At 40.6% G+C, this 16,972-nt stretch carries 21 protein-coding genes; 8 read left to right on the top strand and 13 right to left on the bottom strand.

The genetic code is table 11. The features are described from left to right. Positions 1–40 precede the first annotated feature (40 nt). From G3567_RS03475 to G3567_RS03465, 3 genes are all read right to left on the bottom strand, one after another. A complete protein-coding gene (locus G3567_RS03475) occupies positions 41–1,141 on the bottom strand; it encodes a chorismate-binding protein (RefSeq protein WP_164003936.1) in 1,101 nt (366 codons plus the stop codon). Next, entirely contained in the window at positions 1,141–1,560 is a 420-nt protein-coding gene (locus G3567_RS03470) for a PaaI family thioesterase (RefSeq protein WP_164003935.1), read from the bottom strand. The genes G3567_RS03475 and G3567_RS03470 overlap by 1 nt, the downstream gene beginning before the upstream one ends. 302 nt (positions 1,561–1,862) lie before the next feature. Continuing rightward, a complete protein-coding gene (locus G3567_RS03465) occupies positions 1,863–2,879 on the bottom strand; it encodes a glycoside hydrolase family 113 (RefSeq protein WP_235923459.1) in 1,017 nt (338 codons plus the stop codon). Positions 2,880–2,935: 56 nt separating this feature from the next. On the opposite strand from G3567_RS03465, the gene G3567_RS03460 reads away from it, so the two are divergent. Next, entirely contained in the window at positions 2,936–3,580 is a 645-nt protein-coding gene (locus G3567_RS03460) for an alpha/beta hydrolase (RefSeq protein ID WP_164003934.1), read from the top strand. Positions 3,581–3,636: 56 nt separating this feature from the next. Here G3567_RS03460 and G3567_RS03455 read toward each other — a convergent pair whose 3' ends face one another. From G3567_RS03455 to G3567_RS03445, 3 genes are all read right to left on the bottom strand, one after another. Continuing rightward, positions 3,637–4,131 carry a GreA/GreB family elongation factor gene (locus G3567_RS03455; protein WP_164003933.1) on the bottom strand — a complete coding sequence of 165 codons (495 nt, stop codon included), beginning with the start codon at positions 4,129–4,131 and terminating at the stop codon, positions 3,637–3,639. 97 nt (positions 4,132–4,228) lie between these two features. Beyond that, a complete protein-coding gene (locus tag G3567_RS03450) occupies positions 4,229–4,765 on the bottom strand; it encodes a DUF4136 domain-containing protein (protein WP_164003932.1) in 537 nt (178 codons plus the stop codon). 112 nt (positions 4,766–4,877) lie between these two features. Then, positions 4,878–5,048, bottom strand: a complete 171-nt coding sequence (locus tag G3567_RS03445; protein WP_164003931.1) for a DUF5522 domain-containing protein — start codon at positions 5,046–5,048, stop codon at positions 4,878–4,880. 74 nt (positions 5,049–5,122) lie between these two features. On the opposite strand from G3567_RS03445, the gene G3567_RS03440 reads away from it, so the two are divergent. The 6 genes from G3567_RS03440 (at position 5,123) to G3567_RS03415 (ending at position 9,342) form a co-directional block, all read left to right on the top strand. Continuing rightward, positions 5,123–6,058, top strand: a complete 936-nt coding sequence (locus G3567_RS03440) for a 1-aminocyclopropane-1-carboxylate deaminase/D-cysteine desulfhydrase (protein WP_164003930.1) — start codon at positions 5,123–5,125, stop codon at positions 6,056–6,058. Next, positions 6,055–6,897 carry a glucosaminidase domain-containing protein gene (locus G3567_RS03435; protein WP_164003929.1) on the top strand — a complete coding sequence of 281 codons (843 nt, stop codon included), beginning with the start codon at positions 6,055–6,057 and terminating at the stop codon, positions 6,895–6,897. The genes G3567_RS03440 and G3567_RS03435 overlap by 4 nt, the downstream gene beginning before the upstream one ends. 4 nt (positions 6,898–6,901) lie before the next feature. After that, positions 6,902–8,191: a glutamate-1-semialdehyde 2,1-aminomutase gene (gene hemL / locus G3567_RS03430; RefSeq protein WP_164003928.1), complete on the top strand. Its 1,290-nt coding sequence runs from the start codon at positions 6,902–6,904 to the stop codon at positions 8,189–8,191. A 65-nt stretch (positions 8,192–8,256) separates the two neighbouring features. Next, on the top strand, positions 8,257–8,565 hold the full coding sequence (locus tag G3567_RS03425; protein WP_164003927.1) for a CD225/dispanin family protein: 309 nt from the start codon (positions 8,257–8,259) through the stop codon (positions 8,563–8,565). 3 nt (positions 8,566–8,568) lie between these two features. After that, positions 8,569–8,976 carry a DUF2752 domain-containing protein gene (locus G3567_RS03420; protein WP_164003926.1) on the top strand — a complete coding sequence of 136 codons (408 nt, stop codon included), beginning with the start codon at positions 8,569–8,571 and terminating at the stop codon, positions 8,974–8,976. A gap of 6 nt (positions 8,977–8,982) precedes the next feature. After that, a complete protein-coding gene (locus tag G3567_RS03415; RefSeq protein WP_164003925.1) occupies positions 8,983–9,342 on the top strand; it encodes a DoxX family protein in 360 nt (119 codons plus the stop codon). Here the strand turns inward: G3567_RS03415 and G3567_RS03410 are convergent. Next, entirely contained in the window at positions 9,339–11,171 is a 1,833-nt protein-coding gene (locus G3567_RS03410) for an SLC13 family permease (RefSeq protein ID WP_235923457.1), read from the bottom strand. The genes G3567_RS03415 and G3567_RS03410 overlap by 4 nt on opposite strands. A gap of 48 nt (positions 11,172–11,219) precedes the next feature. Further along, positions 11,220–11,657 (bottom strand): RrF2 family transcriptional regulator, encoded by a 438-nt coding sequence (locus tag G3567_RS03405; protein WP_164004298.1) that lies wholly within the window; start codon positions 11,655–11,657, stop codon positions 11,220–11,222. A gap of 81 nt (positions 11,658–11,738) precedes the next feature. Between G3567_RS03405 and recQ the strand changes: the two genes are divergently transcribed. Beyond that, positions 11,739–13,826, top strand: coding sequence for a DNA helicase RecQ (gene recQ, locus G3567_RS03400; RefSeq protein ID WP_164003924.1), 2,088 nt, complete (start codon positions 11,739–11,741; stop codon positions 13,824–13,826). Here recQ and G3567_RS03395 read toward each other — a convergent pair whose 3' ends face one another. The 5 genes from G3567_RS03395 to G3567_RS03375 all read right to left on the bottom strand — a co-directional run bounded on the left by G3567_RS03395 (position 13,827) and on the right by G3567_RS03375 (position 16,970). Then, positions 13,827–14,474, bottom strand: a complete 648-nt coding sequence (locus tag G3567_RS03395; protein WP_164003923.1) for a hypothetical protein — start codon at positions 14,472–14,474, stop codon at positions 13,827–13,829. A 62-nt stretch (positions 14,475–14,536) separates the two neighbouring features. Further along, positions 14,537–15,058 carry a 4'-phosphopantetheinyl transferase family protein gene (locus tag G3567_RS03390; protein ID WP_164003922.1) on the bottom strand — a complete coding sequence of 174 codons (522 nt, stop codon included), beginning with the start codon at positions 15,056–15,058 and terminating at the stop codon, positions 14,537–14,539. After that, on the bottom strand, positions 15,055–15,309 hold the full coding sequence (locus tag G3567_RS03385) for an acyl carrier protein (protein WP_164003921.1): 255 nt from the start codon (positions 15,307–15,309) through the stop codon (positions 15,055–15,057). Before G3567_RS03385 ends, G3567_RS03390 begins: the two co-directional genes overlap by 4 nt. A 148-nt stretch (positions 15,310–15,457) precedes the next feature. Further along, positions 15,458–15,703, bottom strand: coding sequence for a hypothetical protein (locus G3567_RS03380; RefSeq protein WP_164003920.1), 246 nt, complete (start codon positions 15,701–15,703; stop codon positions 15,458–15,460). After that, positions 15,696–16,970, bottom strand: coding sequence for a beta-ketoacyl-[acyl-carrier-protein] synthase family protein (locus G3567_RS03375; RefSeq protein ID WP_164003919.1), 1,275 nt, complete (start codon positions 16,968–16,970; stop codon positions 15,696–15,698). The genes G3567_RS03380 and G3567_RS03375 overlap by 8 nt, the downstream gene beginning before the upstream one ends. Positions 16,971–16,972: the final 2 nt, after the last annotated feature.

The raw sequence follows: 16,972 nt of genomic DNA, 5'->3' as shown, positions 1-16,972 counted from the left end.
AAGCGGGAGAACTGCTTTAATGCCAAAGTTAATCGAATTCTTATAGCACTTTTAACATCGTCCTAGATTTATTCACGGTTTCAGTCCATTCTTCCTTAGGAATACTGTCTTTTGTGATGCCTCCACCCACGTAAATATTTATTTTTTCAGCCGCATAACTCACACATCTCAAATTGACATACAAACTGGAAGCTCTCACCACCGATTTATAAGCCTGGTTCTCCTGATTGCGCGTTCGAGTGGATCTTTGGTTGTGCTGCGGCATATTCAACTCCCCAAAAAAACCTGTATAGAACTGCCTGTCATAGCCTTCATGTTTATTCAAAAATTGATAGGCTTTATCCTTTGGCAAACCACATACCGCTGGAGTGGGATGCAGTTCCCTAAGTACATCCCCCAGTTTTGAGCTTTTCAAAGTCGCTGTAATGTCAGTTCTCAGGTGCAAAAGCTCACCTGCCTTGTCTGTTTGCCGTTCAGAAATGTCAAGGTTTTCTCCATGCTTATTTAGGGCCTTAACAATCTCATCGGTCACTATTTGCTGCTCATCTAACTCTTTTTCAGTCCAGGTTCGGCCTTCCTCGACCCGCTTTGTACCTGCAAGAGCCATGGTTTTGAACTGTGTTCTGTAGGTTTTCGCCAGGATCTCCGGAGACGCCCCGGCCCACAGGCCTACCTCAGGATGAAACCAGACATAGGTAAAAGCCTCAGGATAAAAATATATCAATTTCAGAAGCAGTTCTGCGGGGTTTTTAAGCTCATACTCAGCCGAAATCTTTCTGGAAGTCACTATTTTTCTAACTTCTCCAGCCCTGATCTGGTCGATTGCGTTCGAGACCAGCTTCAGGTAATTCTCTTTTTCCCCTGGCTTTTCATTTATTCTGAAGTTGCTTTGCGGTTCTAATTCAGGATCGATGAGCTCAAACTTTAAAACCTCAGAAACAGCTTCAGGAAAAACGAGGGGCTGCGATGAAGTTTCAAATGGTGAAAATATAAAACCAGCCTCATCATAAGCCTGAAGGTGGCGTAATTCTGAATCTTCCGGAAAGAAACAAGTCACTTCCCTGGCCCCGGGAACGTGGTAAGCGACAAATGGCAATTGTGAAGCCCAGGCGTCATCGATATATTGAATCAACTCCTGCATTAAACGGCTTTAGGCAAAGCAATGGTGGTAAGCTTTACAGCAGAAATAAGCCGGCCTTCGCTATCGGTTAATTTGATATCCCATACCTGCGTCGTGCGCCCTTTATGAATAAATTTTGCGGTTGCAAACACATCTCCTTCACTCAAACTTCTCACGTGATTGGCAGAGATTTCAAGACCCCGAATCATAAAATTGTCAGTGTCCAAAAATACGTAACAAGCCGCACTTCCTACACTTTCGGCCAAAGCTACCATAGCCCCGCCATGTAAAACACCGTCGGGTTGATGAACTTTTGGGGTAACCGGCATTTTAGCTACCAAAAAATCTTCCCCTACATCTACATAAGAAATATCCAGGGTTTCCATCAGGGTATTCCTGGTATAAGCATTGCACTGCTCTAAAACCTTTTGTTTATCCATTGTCGTGTATTGAATTAACAAAATTACGAAAGCAAAGCTATTCCTACTATTTATCGCCTGCTTTTTAAAAGAGTTTTATGGAATTTGTTTGAGGCTGAGGAGGGAAAAGATCAGGAGCAAAGTCTGGTCAGCAAATCTGCTGCCAAAGGGCTCTTCCCTCCGTTATTCTTCATTAAAGATGACAGCCACTGAAATTTTGAATCGTGTTTCGTGTTTCTTGATTCCTGAATCTTGAGTTGTGAGTCTGCCTGCGTTCCTTCGCAAAGGCAAGGTGGTGAGTAAAAAAAGCATTCTGTATTCAATTAATCAACACCGAAAGACTGCAAATAAGTTTCAGAAATTTTTCCCTGAACCGTAAACCGCTTTTGATATCTTTTGGAGTTTGAATCAAAATTTGGAAACCATTTCCATAAAAAGCCGCCTGCAAACCAGTTTTCATCCCACACACTTTCATGCAGTCCTTTCAGTAAATTCAGTTGTGCAACTTCGTTGAATCGCGCTGTTGATTTTGAAAACTCCCAGGGTTCTCTTCCTGAAAAATCAATGCTTCGGTAACCGTATTCCGTAAAAAGAATTTTTGTATTGTAAGAGTCTGAAAAAGACTTCAAGCCTTTGGCCAGGCCTCTCCAGGCTAAATTAACCTGCTTTAAAGTTGGTGTTCTGGCTTCAGAAATTGGGAAATAGGCATCAATACCGATAAAATCTAAACTATCCCAGAAGAGCACGTCTTCGTATGTATCCCAGTTTTCTGCATAGGTCAGTTTCCCGGAATAAATGCGGCGTATTTCTTCGATGAGCTCACACCAAAACGCTGATCTTTGGCTAACAAACTCCTGCAGTTCTGTTCCTATGCAAAACAGCGACACCTTATGGCGTTCTGCTATTTTTGCAAAGGCCAGGATATAGGCTTTGTAATTCGCTTCAAATCTTATCCAATCCTTATCAGACCTCATGGAAATAGTTCCTGTAAAAGCTCCACTACCAACCCAAATATGCGGTTTAATCATAACTGACAAGCCTTGATTTTGAAGCATTTGCACATCGCTTTCAATACCAGCCAGGGTTTCTCCGGACCACTGGCGTTTCGTGTCAAAAATAAGCTCTGGACCTTGCTTTTCTGGCATAAATGCATAAGGCATCACAGCGATATAATTGCTCCCCAGCTGTTTGAGGGCTTTGGCTTGTTGGTCATCAATAGTCATTCTGGAAGCGACCATGCTGATGCCATTTATGGGTTGTGAAGCCTTATCCTGAGCAATTGCAAACGGCAAATTGTTCAGAAATAAAAAGAAAAACAGATAAAATCGCGATATCTTCATGCGCAACTAAATTAAACATTTACTTTGGAGTAAAAATTTTAAAATTTACGAATCAAGTGAGTCACACAAAACACGTCAGTTACCAATCCACAAACACCTACTCGACCTTAAATTCAATTAGTGATGCTACCCATAACATTTGGATTGCCTGTCACGGCATTGGCTATTTGAGTAAATTTTTTATCGGTTACTTTGAAGATTTGGACCCGAAACGCAACTATATCATTGCTCCACAAGCCCCGTCCAAATATTACCAGACCAAAGCTTACAACTATGTAGGAGCGTCCTGGCTAACCAAAGAAAATAGAGCCTTGGAAACTGAAAATGTACTCAATTATTTAGACGCCCTTTGGAAAGCAGAAAACCTTCCAACGGATAAAAAAATCATTCTTTTGGGTTTTTCTCAGGGGGTTTCGGTAGTGACGCGCTGGCTGGCACAGCGCCAAGTCCATTGCGATCATTTGGTGATTCACTCAGGGAGCATTCCCGCTGAATTTGATTCCGGCAGCTTTGCTCACCTTCCAAATTTAAAAACAAGTATTATCTATGGGACCGAGGATGAATATCTTACCCTGGAAAAAGTTCAATCTCAACTGAAATTGGCTGAAACCATTTTTCCAAACCCATCAGAAATTTTGAAGTTTAAAGGAAAGCATGTGATGCATAAAGCCAGTTTGAAAAAAATTTCTACCGACAATTAAATGAAAAATTAAAAGCAGTTAAGCTGAGTAGAACCTTAGCAGGTATAAAAATCAGCTTAATAATTGATTTTTAAGATCTCGACAGGACGGCTTTCCTCTCCTAAATGAAATTCAAATTTATCTCCTTCTTTTTTGGAGGTCATAGCTTTGGCCAATGGCGAAATAAAGGCAATCTTTTTTTCCTTTACATTGGCCTCATCTACTCCAACGATTTGAAATTCCTGAACATTCCCATTCATCTTGAATTTGACTCTGGCTCCAAACCGCACTTCGTTATGATTTTGATTTGCAGGCAGGATCACCTGAGCTGTTTTTAATCGTTCCCCAAGCAACTTCAGCTTACCGTCAATCAAGGATAACTCACGTCTTCGCTGAGTTTCATCTTTGGTGTCTAGTTCAGTACGCTGCTTTTCTAAAGTATTTTTTTCTTTCTCCAGCTGGTTTTTACCATAAGGAGTCACATAATTGATTTCCTTCTCTGGCAGCGCGGCTCTTGGCGGAACGACGATTGGTTCTTCCTGATCACTCTCTTTTACAAATCCTCTACTCATAACTTTTACTTTATATTAAAAAATAAAGCTGTACACCATGTAAATTAACATTTTTGTACAGCCTTACCTAACAAACTAAATAAACACAACCATGAACTTAGTCTTGGTTTCTTTCTGGAGGATATTTCTCCAATATTTTCATTACAATTTCATTTATTTTCTCTTCTTTCTTATCCATATCAAGACTTAGAATACCAGTCCCTAGACCCTGCCAAACCAACTCGTTTTTCTCAGCATCTATAAGGTCTATATACAATGTGCCTTCAATATTGGTGGACACTGTATTATTCCCGGCCGGACCCCAGAAATAAGGATTCCAACCCCAGCCATAACCGAAGTTATTCTGGTAAACATTTACATTCTCTGTGGTTTCAGTAAAAATACTCACCAGTAAATCCGGATTGATTTTTTTAACCATTCCTTTGGCAACCAATTCTCTTTCAATAGCTCTTAAAATTCTTTTCTTATCTAAATCTGATATTTCGGCAGCATCGATTCCAGGTTTGTAAAACGCAAAGGAATCGTATTTTGTAAAATCTATTTCTTTATCATAATCTGTTGCAACCTTAATGGACGAACACGAAGTGAGAAGAAAAATGCCAACAAGAATGAGTGTAACTTTAAATAGCTTCATAATGTTTGTTTTAAATCTTAAAAGATATTGGGTAACTACTAATATTATATCAACTAATATGCCAAAATAACAAATAAGCATTTTTCAGATTAATTTGACATTGAATCCAAAATCATGTGGTAGTGTCTTTCTTTTTATCAAAACCATAAGGACAGTGTCTGCAACCACTTTGACAACAGTATCCCCGTTTAAGATGGTATTGTTCGGTAAAGCATCTGTACCCTTCCTTGGTCGTATAAAAATCTCCCTCTTCTAAAGGAATCTGTTTTTTGAATATATTCATCAGTGAAATTTAATGAAACTTAGCTTTAATTTGAAGATAAGGCTTTAATTTTGAGTTATATTTTAGAGAATTCTATGAGACCCCTTTCCTTTTTTGAGCAAAAGTATAATTCTGCAACTGAATTCATAGGAAAATTTGAGGACGTGGAGCTTTTCATCCGGCGTGAAGATCAAATTCACCCCGTCATTTCTGGAAATAAATTCAGAAAATTAAAATATAACCTGAAAGAAGCCCAGAACAATAAATCGACACATATTCTAACCTTTGGAGGTGCTTTTTCAAACCATATTGCCGCAACAGCAGAAGCCTGCCATCTTTTAGGCATCCAGGCTACCGGTATCATTCGCGGGGACGAACTCGGCAGGAATCTGGAAAACACCTTAGCAAACAATGCCACTTTAAAATTTGCTCATCATAAAGGAATGCAATTGCAGTTTGTATCTAGAACAGACTTTAGGCTCAAAGAAGAAATGCCCATCGTAAAAGCTTTGATCGACCAGGACCCTTCCATTTTCATAATCCCTGAAGGAGGAACCAATACCTTAGCCATTAAAGGTTGTTATGAGATTTTGCAGAACGACGATACCTTCGATTTCATTTGTACATCCGTCGGCACCGGAGGAACCCTGGCCGGACTAATTGAAGCTTCAAAAGCTCATCAGCACTGCATCGGTTTTAGCGCGTTAAAAGGAAATTTTTTAAGCAAAGAAATAGGCAAATGGACCTCTAAAAGCAACTGGTCGCTTGAAACTGGTTATCACTTCGGAGGCTATGCTAAAGTAAATTCAGAATTGATAGCATTCATCAATAAATTTCAGAAAACCTACGGCATTCCTCTGGACCCTGTCTATACGGGGAAGCTGTTTTATGGCATTTTTGAAATGATAGAAGCTGGGTATTTTCCCAAAAATACTCGTATTTTAGCGGTTCATACTGGGGGTCTTCAAGGCATTGATGGCATGAATCAGGCGTTAAAACAAAAAGGCTTACAAACTATCCACCGTTTATGAAATATAGGTTCGCATTCAGTTTATTCTTTCTTTTTATGATGATGTCCTGCGGAACATCGAAGAAAACGAAATCAGCTTCAGCAGAAAATTCCAGAACTCAGCAAACCACTTCAAATGCTGAACCCGCTGCTGCTATCCGTAAGACCGACCTTGAAGATAGCGTAAAGGAAGAAGAGGGAACCCTGGATTTGACAAGCTTAAATCCTGTGGAACGCTACATTTATGATTACGCGGGGATTGCCCAGGAAGAGATGAAGCTTTACGGAATTCCGGCGAGTATTACCATCGCACAGGGCATCCTGGAATCCGGCTCCGGAAGTGGAAATCTGACCAGAAAATCCAATAATCATTTCGGTATCAAATGCAATGGATGGCATGGCGAAAAGGTATATCATGACGATGATGAAGCTCAGGAATGCTTTAGAAAATACAGCAATCCCCAATACTCCTTTAGGGATCATTCCCTGTTTTTATTTGAACGTAGTCGCTATGGTTTTTTATTTGACTACAAGCCAGATGATTATAAATCCTGGGCGAAAGGTTTGAAGAAAGCCGGATATGCCACCGATCCGAGATATCCCGATAAATTAATCAGTTTGATAGAACGCTATCAGCTTCATGCTTACGATAAAGAAGTCCTGGGAAAAAATGCTGATTTACCTCTACCAAAACCTCAAAGACTGACCCCTATCGGTTCAGACTATTACAGCGTTAAGAAAGGAGATACACTGTATAACATTTCCCAAAGATTTAACCTCAGCCTGGAAGAGTTAAAATTAATTAATAAATTGAAAAACGACCACATTCAAGTTGGTCAGCAATTAAAAGTAAAATTTTAAAATTATGATTTACAAACGAAGTAGTGCCCTATTTGATGAAGCTAAAAAATACATTCCTGGCGGTGTAAATTCCCCGGTAAGAGCTTTCAATGCCGTTGGAGGAGATCCTATTTTCGTTAAAAAAGCTGAAGGTGCTTATCTGCATGATGAAGACGGTAATAAACTGATAGACTATATTTCATCCTGGGGGCCTATGATTTTAGGACATGCATTTCCAAGCGTTGTGGATGCGGTTATAGAACGCACGAAACTCGGTACCTCTTACGGAATTCCCACAGAACTTGAAACCAAAATCGCGAAGCTCGCCGTGGAAATGGTTCCTAATATCGATAAAATCCGATTTGTAAACAGTGGCACCGAAGCCTGTATGAGCGCTGTCAGATTAGCCAGAGGCTACACCCGCAAAGACAAAATCATCAAATTTGCAGGCTGCTATCACGGGCATAGCGACTCTTTTCTGATTCAGGCTGGAAGTGGAGCGGTAACTTTTGGCGAACCCAACTCCCCTGGTGTTACCAAAGGTACGGCAAAAGACACCCTGTTGGCAGAGTATAACGACCTGGAGAGCGTAAAAACACTTATCCATGAAAATCAGGGAGAAATCGCCTGTATTATTCTGGAACCGGTTGCCGGAAATATGGGATGTATCATCCCCAAACAAGGCTTTTTGGAAGGCCTGAGACAACTCTGCGATGAAAACAACATCCTCTTGATTTTTGATGAAGTGATGACCGGCTTTAGACTGGCGCCAGGAGGTGTTCAGGAATTGCTGGGAGTGAAAGCAGATCTTGTCACGTTTGGAAAAGTTATAGGCGGCGGATTACCTGTTGGTGCTTTTGCAGGAAAAACAGAGGTAATGAATTACCTGGCACCCGATGGACCAGTCTACCAAGCCGGAACCTTAAGCGGAAATCCTTTGGCTATGGCCGCAGGTTATGCCATGCTCACCGAATTGAATACCAACAGAGGGATTTTTGAAAGTCTGGATAAAAAAACAAAGGCCCTGCACCAGGGCATGAAGAAAGTTCTTGATGATGCCGGAGTTGTGCATCAAATCAATAGGATTGGGTCTATGCTGTCTATCCACTTTTGCGAAAATCCTGTCACTGATTTTAAATCTGCTGCCCACGGGAACAACGCCAAATTCAAAACTTATTTTCACGGGATGCTGGACCGTGGTGTGTATATGCCTCCAAGTGCTTTTGAAAGCTATTTCTTAAATAATGCCTTATCCTATGCAGACATAGATCATACCATCAATGCGCTTTCTGAATTTGTGCATGAATTGAAATAATTTTTAAAAAAATTAGGTAATTGAATTTGAAATGTTAATTTTATCCGAACCCAAAACCTTAATCCATGGAAACAAATCAAACTCAACCACCAATGCCAGCGAATCATTTGGCATTAGCAATCATCACCACAATTTTGTGCTGTTTACCTGCTGGTATAGTTAGCATCATTTATGCCTCGCAAGTCAATACAAAATACAATGCAGGTGATTATGAAGGCGCTTTAAGAGCTTCTAAAAATGCTAAAACGTGGTGGATTGTCGCCTTAGTAGTAGGCCTTGTAATTATAATAGGCTACATCGCTTTTATTATCATTGTTGGTGGCGAGGCATTCTGGGAAGCTTACAACGAAGAAATGCAAAATAATACTTATTAATAGGTGCTAAGAACTTATTCTTTACTTTTTAAAATTAGTATACCCATCGTCATACTGACTCTGGGTATATTTTATTTTTTTATAAATCCAGTTACATTTGCCTACACACCACAATGCCCGTTCCATTCGTTAACAGGCTTACACTGCCCGGGATGTGGTTCTCAACGCGCATTTCACGAGATCTTACACGGCAATATCTGGGGTGGTTTACAGCATAACTTTTTAATTTTACTCGCTGTTTTCGTGATTGGCTACAAGGTTTACAGAGCCTACCTCTATAAACCTAAATCTAAGACCACTCAAAGTTTACTACATCACAATGCTGCACCGTGGATAATTTTAGCATTAGTCTTAGGGTTTTGGATTCTTAGAAACATACCTTTGGAACCGTTTCTAATCCTGGCACCCTAAACTGATATGATTGTTCTGCAAATCCTGATTCTGTTTATAAGTATTTCATTTTTCTTTTACGGACTTGGCTGTTTTTATAGCCCAAAGATGTATGAAGAATTCAAAAGGTTTGGCCTGAGCCCTATTCAAAGGCAACTCACAGGCTTCTTTCAGGTTTTGGGAGCTCTGGGTCTGGCTGCTGGTTATTTTTTCATGCCTCTTATAGGCTTCTTAGCTGCCATTGGTCTCTTCCTCCTGATGGGTCTCGGTTTTGGAGTTCGAATAAAAATAAAAGACAACTTTACTCAATCCTTTCCTTCTTTGTTTTTTGCGCTACTGAATTTATATGTAGCCTTTCGATTTATCGAGGTATTTGATTTGTTTTAAATCAGATCGAAATACCAGGGAATTGTAAAGCTGGAGATGATCCAGAATAGCATATTCAGAAGAAAACCAACTTTAAAAAAATCCTTAAACTTATAATTACCTGCACTATATACCATGGTATTGGTTTGATAGCCAATAGGCGTCATAAAGGTCGCAGAAGCCGCAATCATCACAGTCACCAGAAATGGTAAAACATCTATACCAGAATTGTGAGCAACGGCGATGGCAATTGGGGTCATAAGCGCTGCCGAAGCATTGTTGGACATGACTTCAGTAAGCAGAGAAGTCACTAAGTACAGGCCGGAAATCACAGCGATGATGCCAAGAGGCTGAAGCTGACCAAGCAAAGTCTGAGCGATAAGCACATCCAAACCAGTCTTGCTAATGGCTAATCCCAAACTCAAGGCCCCTACCAGCAAAAAAATGATCTTCCAGTTAATGGCTTCGTAAATTTCTTTCATACTTAGGATTCTAGCAAATACCAGAACGATGACTGCACAAATAGCCCCTACCATAATATCCAGGAAACCAATGCTCGCCAAAACCACCATGATCCCGATTAAAGAAATCACAATGCTGAATTTTTTCCTGTCAAAATCTGTAATGTGATCTTCAGAAAGCAATACAAAAGGTGAATTTTGACCGGATTCGAGCTTGCTTAATTCCTTCACATAGTGAGATTTGACCTCAGCAAGAATCACATCTCCGGCCCTGAGCTTGATCTCGTATAAATGTTCGTGTTTTATGTCATCCCGGTTTTTAATAGCCAGCGGAATAGCTCTAAATCGCCTTCTAAAATCTAACTCCTTAAGGGTTTTTCCATGGATTTCTGAAGACGAAGTAATCACCATTTCCACCAACGAGGAATTTTTCCCGGAAAGATCGTTATCCCCAATCCTTACGGGAGACACCGCTAAGGTTTTGGTTTTGCCCTTAAGCGATTTCAACTTTTCCACATCACATCTTACCTTGAGGATATCCCCCTCATTCAATTCAAAATCTCCGGGTGGTAAGGTAAACTGATTTCCGTTTCTTCTTACTTCAATAATATCCATCTTAAATTCTGTCACCAGTTCAGAATCCATTATTTTTTTCCCTATAGAGGTTGAATTTGACAGCAGCTCTACCAAAGTGATGTAATTATTAACTTCAAACTTTTCCTTTAAATCTTTGGAACGTCTGGTTTTAGGAAGAAGTTTTATACCCAGGAATGACATATAAGTGACACCTACCACTAAAAGAATTCCGGCTACTGGAGTCATTTGAAACATTTCAACCGCCTTTTCACCTTCTTTTTCGGCAATACCACTCACCAAAATATTAGTGGAAGTACCAATCAAGGTACACATTCCGCCAAAAATAGATGCAAATGAAAGGGGAATCAACATTTTAGAGGGGCTTTGTCCAGAAGTATGCGCAAGTTGAATGACCACGGGAATAAAAACAGCAACTACGGGCGTGTTGTTGACAAAAGCAGAAATAACGGCTATCATGATCATCATCATCAGGATGCCACTGTTGAAATTATAACGAAATATAGTGGACAGGCGATGCGCTAAAACCTGTAGTGCCCCTGTTTTGAGCAGAGCAGCACTCAGCACAAACATAAAAGCAACGGTAATGGTAGCTTTATTGCTAAAGCCTTCCACGCCTTCCTGAGGGGTAATGACTCCAGACAGTATTAAAATGAGCATTATGCTAATCGCTACTAAATCAATAGGCAAAGCTTCTGTTGCAAATAATATGACAGCAAGAACAATAACACAAATGGTAATAATGGCTGCAGTAGTCATCAGAAATATTTTTCCAAATATAGAATAGTCTACCAAATCTATAGACTTTATATAAGAAAATATTTAATGCTGTCACTTCAAGCCTCAGAGAAGCCTAATCAAGCGACTTTCACGTGTTATAATTTCACTTAAACTTGCCTGCTTCAGGAGCTCTACGGTTTTCTTTTTTACTTCAAGAAAAACATCACGAATACCGCAGGTTTCTTCATCCTTACATTCTTCACAGCGCTCATAATATTTATAAGTAACACAGGGTAAAAAAGCAATTGGACCGTCGAACAGGCGCATCACATCGGCTAAGTTGACTTCGTCCGGGTCTTTTAAAAGATAATAGCCACCACCCTTTCCTTTTTTACTGGCAAGGATTCCTGCCTTTTTAAGATTAAGCAGAATAGATTCCAGGAATTTCCTCGGAATATGTTCTTTATCAGCGATTTCGCTAATGATGATAGGGCCCTCCCCTTTTCTTTTGGCAAGAAAGACCAGGGCATTGATGGCGTATTTTGTTTTTTTGGATATCATTATGACAAATATATCATTATTCAACTTTAAAAAACTGAAACTGAAATTGTAATTTGCAGCTTCAATTCCGAAACCACTTTCATGTCCGCTCAACTTATTCAGAATAGCCTTTCCCATCTCAAAACCTACTTTGGTTATGACAGCTTCAGAACACACCAGTCTGAAATTATTGAGCATGTCCTAAATAAAAAAGACGCTTTAGTGGTCATGCCTACCGGAGGGGGAAAGTCGATGTGCTTTCAGTTACCGGCCTTATCCTTTGAAGGTGTTACTCTGGTCATTTCTCCGCTTATTGCCCTGATGAAAGATCAGGTGGACGGCTTGAAAAGCAACGGCATAGAAGCCGAGTTTTTCAATTCTACTCAGACGCCAGAAACCCAACAGGAGATTAAGTCTAAAGTGGCAAACAAGGAATTGAAATTGCTTTATACAGCACCAGAGAGCCTGTCGGGTCTTCAGGAGATTTTGAACGAAAATTATATCAGCTGTGTGGCCGTAGATGAAGCCCACTGCATTTCGTCCTGGGGTCATGATTTTCGACCGTCCTACCAGCAGCTTGGGTTTTTGAAAAGATCTTTACCCAATACGCCCGTTTTAGCCTTAACGGCAACGGCAGATAAAACGACCAGAAAAGACATTCTAAAACAACTCAGCATTCCTAAAGCGAAAGTGTTTTTGTCTTCATTTGATAGAGAAAATATTTTTTTGGAAGTCAGAACGGCGAATCAGCGTTTAAAGCAGATCGAAAATTTCCTATTGAAAAGAAAGGATGAATCTGGAATTGTCTACAGCCTAAGCCGAAAATCTACCGAAAAGCTAGCTCAGGATCTCACTCAGAAAGGATTTAAAGCTAAGGCTTACCATGCCGGACTGGATGCGGAGACCCGAACGAAAATTCAGGAAGAGTTTGTATACGATAAAACTCAGATCATCTGTGCTACTGTAGCCTTTGGAATGGGCATTGACAAGTCCAATGTGCGCTGGGTAATTCATTATAATATGCCCAAAAATATTGAAGGCTATTACCAGGAAATAGGACGATCTGGAAGAGACGGTCTTAAAGCCAATGCACTGATGTTCCATTCCTACGCCGATGTTATTCAGTATAAACGCTTCAATGAAAATGGCAGCAATCAGGAAGTTCAGGATGCCAAACTGGAGCGAATGAAACAGTTCGCCGAAGCCACTTCCTGCAGAAGACGAATTTTACTTGGCTATTTTGGTGAACACCTGACCGAGAATTGCGGATTTTGCGATGTGTGCAAGAATCCACCACGGTTTATAGATGCCAGACTTATTGCGCAAAAAGCCCTTTCTGCAGTCGCCAGGGTAAAGCAACAGGAACCCATCGGGGTTATTATCGATATTTTAAGAGGAGCCAAAAATGCGGGAGTATATGACAAAGGCTACCAGGAACTCAGCACGTATGGGATTGGAACTGATATTAGCTGGAAAGACTGGCAGCACTATATTTTACAGCTGATCAACCTAGGGTATATCGAAATTGCTTTCCATAGAAAAAATGCTTTAGAATTCACCCCCTTGGCTAAGCAGGTTCTTTTTGAAGGTGAACAGGTGTGGCTGACAAAACCTAAGGCAGAACAGGCTGGAGGTATAGAAACAAAGAAAGCTTCAAAAACATCAAACCTTTTCAATCAGCTGAAACAACTGAGAATGCAAATTTCTGTAGAAGAAAACATTCCGCCTTATCTGGTCTTTAACGATGCCACGCTGAAAGAAATGGAAAACCTAAGACCACAAAGTGAAGAAGAGTTCAAATCCATCAGTGGGGTGAATAGTTTAAAAGCTGAAAAATATGCCGATGAATTTATTGAAGTCATCAATTTATTCAACACCAAAAAAAGAAAAAAGAAAACCTCAACTTACCAGGAGACTTACCGGCTTTATAAGGAAGGAAAAAGTATTGAAGACGTAGCTGAGGAGCGAAATCTTAAAACCACAACCATCATCTCTCATTTATGTAAGCTCTATTCTGAAGGGAAATCCATAGCTTTGAGTGAGCATATTTCAGATTCAGAAGTCAGGGAAGTTGAGAACGTACTTAAAAAGATAGACTACGAAGGCGCTTTAAAACCAATTTTTGAAGCGCTGGAGGAAAAGATGAGTTATGGAAAAATTCGGATAGCCATTGCTATGTTAGACAAGTAGTTACTCATTTTTAACAATGACAGTACTGGCTTTGACGCCTGTTAACAAATTCCAGACGTTGCGAGACAGCAATTTGGAACCATCAATAATTTTAAGTTCTGCGGTATTAGGACCGGCTTCCCCCTGATTGAGGGCTATAAATTCAATTTTATTAAAACCGGTTTCAAGAGGAATAGTGATTTCCTTATACGCGTTTTCCAAAAGCAGATTATCCACGATGATTTGGTCATTAACTCTGATCTGAACACGGTCCCCGTCAAACATCATATGATCACGGCATATAAACGTCATCTCGTCTGAAGACGTGACAAAATCACCCAGGCTCATATTTTCAGCCCACTCTGCTCTCATGCCTTTATTCTCGTCTTCGGGATTTTTGTTGAGCTTAGCTGTCCATAAATCACTGGGATTGGTGAACTGAATCTTAGGTTTAAAATCGATACCCTTTTCATCTTTAGCAAAAAAGTCTTTGACTTTACCACGATTAGGGATGCCAAGACGATTCATGCCTGAACCAGAACTCGAGGATTTGAATTTCGGATTGTTGTTCACTTCCGATCCTCGGGTTGGGAAATCTTTGTCCTGAGCATTAACCAGTCCTGCTGAACTTAGTAAAAGAATTAAAAAAATGTAGCTGATACCTTTCATAATAACAAATATAATAAACCAGGAGCACGAATTGTACCAGAGTTGCATTCTTTATTAAATTCTTAATACTGAAAGACTTGAAATATTCCGTGATGGGTTTTGGAAACAGGCAATGTTTTATCCGCCCACTTTAAAATGGGCAGACCCGTTCCTGTTTTTATGAATTCAGGTAACAAAGGAAGATCAAGCTCGTTTTTCACCTGCAAAAGAAAGTCGGAATCCGCGCCAAAAAACCGATGAGTGTGTTCACTGTCCAGGATTTCTGAATAGACAAAATCCTCGTTCCGAAGAGTTTTTGTAAAAAGCTGTTGATCCCGAAAATATACCGTTCCAACTTCAGAATTTTCAAAAACACAGGTAAAAGCAGATGGATTGAATATGGGTTTAAGATTAAACTGTCTCTGAACCGCTTTATAAGCACTTTCCTTCATTGTCCATATTCTCCAGAAGCATTCCACAGGATCGGTAGCAGCTAAAACGAGACGGATTTCTAGGGGTAAACATACCTTTTCAAGGTACCGAGATCTAAAAATATCGGTCTCCTGTTTAGCTTTGGTTAAATCGACAATGTCATTTCCAATCACTTGGCAGAGAGTTTCTTTTGAATTACACCGACGGTAGATTCCACATCGGTCATTATTTCCATATCGTCATTTTCAATGCGGATGTCGAATTCATCCTCAACATCAAGCACGATATCCACCAAATTCGCTGAATTGATCTCAAGATCATCGATAAAGTTTGATTCTGAGGTCAGATTTTCAAAATTTTCCTGGTTGTTGACGTAAGGTTTTACGATTTGCTTTAAACGCGCTTGTATAGCTTCAGAAGTCATGAATTTTTTGAAAGCAATTTACTAATTAGTTTTAATACATTTTAATCAAAGTAAAGACTCCACACAAAGAAATATCATATACATGTTGTATCGGGTTTTCAATTTAATCACTTCTGTGTCAAAACCTCTCGACTGCGTTCGAGCCTTTCTATTCCTCAAGACCTACTACATCTTGATCTAGCTTTTGCTTACACCTGAAACTCTCAAACAAGAAGTTAATCCCGGTCATAACCAGCATCAAGGATAGAGTTCCAGCCAGAATCCATTGCCATTCCGGAGCACTGCTATGTTTCAAAAACCCACTTTCTACCAAAGCAGAAAGTCCAAATCCCAAAAGTCCGGTGCCTAATCCACCGAAAAACCAATAGCGTTTTTTAAGTTGTCGTTTATTCATCGTCATAAGATTTTAAAATTACACAGGCGTTCACATCCCCAAATCCGAAGCTTGCCTTGGCCAAAAGCTTTATGTTTTTTTCGAGTAATGCTCTCGGTATTTTATCTTCTTTCACCCGCTTCAAAACCTCAGGATGAATGCGTTCACAGTTGAGGTTTGGAAAAATAAACCCCCGGGACAGTTCCAAAACAGAACTCACCAGTTCAATACTACCGGCCGCTGCCAAAGCATGACCTATATGACTTTTTAAGGAATTGATATAAGGAAACGCTTCCCTGTCCAAACCCAAAGCCTTTGCCCAGTTTTCGATTTCGGTAGCATCCATGGCGGTTGCCGTGAGATGCCCGTTGATGAGGTCAATTTCCTTTGAATTTACTCCGGCATCCCTTAAAGCCTCGGATATACAACTTATAACCGACGTGGAATTGGGAGCCGTCATGCTTCCCTGTTCACGTTGCCCACCAGAGTTTAGATGTCCGCCTAAAACTTCTGCATAAATGGGAACACCTCGCTCCAGCGCAGACTCCAGACTTTCCAAAACCAGTGCGCCTGCCCCACTGGAAGGCACAAAACCTGCGGCACCTGCCGACAAAGGCTGAGAAGCTGATTCGGGGCGATCATTGTACTGATGCGGTAAAATCCGTAAGGCATCGAAACCTCCCCACACGTAGGGCCCAGAGTCACTGCAACTCCCTACCAGCATGCGTTTAGCCTTTCCATACTGAATACGTTCGAACCCCATCAGTAAGGCCTCCGTTCCCGTGGAACAGGCTGAAGAATTCGAAGTGACCTGATTTCCGCAACCCAATTTACCGCCCAGGAAGGCACTAATTCCACTGGCCATGGTTTGTAAAACACTGGTGCTTCCCAGTCGCCTGACCTGCTTATCGTCTATTTTAAGAAAGGCTTCTCTCAGTTTTTCAACTCCAAGAACCCCGGTCCCAAAGATAATTCCAGAATCGATATCGAGTTCTTCGCTGATTTCCAGTTGAGCATCTGCCCAGGCCTCCTGTCCGGCGATTCCGCCATAAATCAAGCCTGTTGCCAGAAGACCTCGCTGCTCTAAAGCGGTGAAGTAATGATCCATCAGATCCTGAGAGAACTTTGGCACACCTCCTATCTGACAGCTGAATTTGAGTTCTTCCAATTCTTTATGGAATTGAATTCCGCTTTTACCCGCCCGGATAGCTTCCTCAAACTGAGGAAGTCCTGTCGCGTTAGGAGCAACAACACCCATTCCGGTTATGACTACTCTTTTTCTATCCATAG

This window comes from Psychroflexus aurantiacus, assembly GCF_010820555.1.
GTDB lineage: Bacteria > Bacteroidota > Bacteroidia > Flavobacteriales > Flavobacteriaceae > Psychroflexus > Psychroflexus aurantiacus.
This window is presented reverse-complemented; position numbering and strand designations above follow the sequence as displayed.

Coding starts and splice junctions, on each gene's coding strand:
- G3567_RS03475 (WP_164003936.1), bottom strand. CDS start 1,141: ATGCAGGAGTTGATTCAATATATCGATGACGCCTGGGCTTCACAATTG.
- G3567_RS03470 (WP_164003935.1), bottom strand. CDS start 1,560: ATGGATAAACAAAAGGTTTTAGAGCAGTGCAATGCTTATACCAGGAAT.
- G3567_RS03465 (WP_235923459.1), bottom strand. CDS start 2,879: ATGAAGATATCGCGATTTTATCTGTTTTTCTTTTTATTTCTGAACAAT.
- G3567_RS03455 (WP_164003933.1), bottom strand. CDS start 4,131: ATGAGTAGAGGATTTGTAAAAGAGAGTGATCAGGAAGAACCAATCGTC.
- G3567_RS03450 (WP_164003932.1), bottom strand. CDS start 4,765: ATGAAGCTATTTAAAGTTACACTCATTCTTGTTGGCATTTTTCTTCTC.
- G3567_RS03445 (WP_164003931.1), bottom strand. CDS start 5,048: ATGAATATATTCAAAAAACAGATTCCTTTAGAAGAGGGAGATTTTTAT.
- G3567_RS03440 (WP_164003930.1), top strand. CDS start 5,123: ATGAGACCCCTTTCCTTTTTTGAGCAAAAGTATAATTCTGCAACTGAA.
- G3567_RS03435 (WP_164003929.1), top strand. CDS start 6,055: ATGAAATATAGGTTCGCATTCAGTTTATTCTTTCTTTTTATGATGATG.
- hemL (WP_164003928.1), top strand. CDS start 6,902: ATGATTTACAAACGAAGTAGTGCCCTATTTGATGAAGCTAAAAAATAC.
- G3567_RS03425 (WP_164003927.1), top strand. CDS start 8,257: ATGGAAACAAATCAAACTCAACCACCAATGCCAGCGAATCATTTGGCA.
- G3567_RS03415 (WP_164003925.1), top strand. CDS start 8,983: ATGATTGTTCTGCAAATCCTGATTCTGTTTATAAGTATTTCATTTTTC.
- G3567_RS03405 (WP_164004298.1), bottom strand. CDS start 11,657: ATGATATCCAAAAAAACAAAATACGCCATCAATGCCCTGGTCTTTCTT.
- recQ (WP_164003924.1), top strand. CDS start 11,739: ATGTCCGCTCAACTTATTCAGAATAGCCTTTCCCATCTCAAAACCTAC.
- G3567_RS03395 (WP_164003923.1), bottom strand. CDS start 14,474: ATGAAAGGTATCAGCTACATTTTTTTAATTCTTTTACTAAGTTCAGCA.
- G3567_RS03385 (WP_164003921.1), bottom strand. CDS start 15,309: ATGACTTCTGAAGCTATACAAGCGCGTTTAAAGCAAATCGTAAAACCT.
- G3567_RS03380 (WP_164003920.1), bottom strand. CDS start 15,703: ATGAATAAACGACAACTTAAAAAACGCTATTGGTTTTTCGGTGGATTA.
- G3567_RS03375 (WP_164003919.1), bottom strand. CDS start 16,970: ATGGATAGAAAAAGAGTAGTCATAACCGGAATGGGTGTTGTTGCTCCT.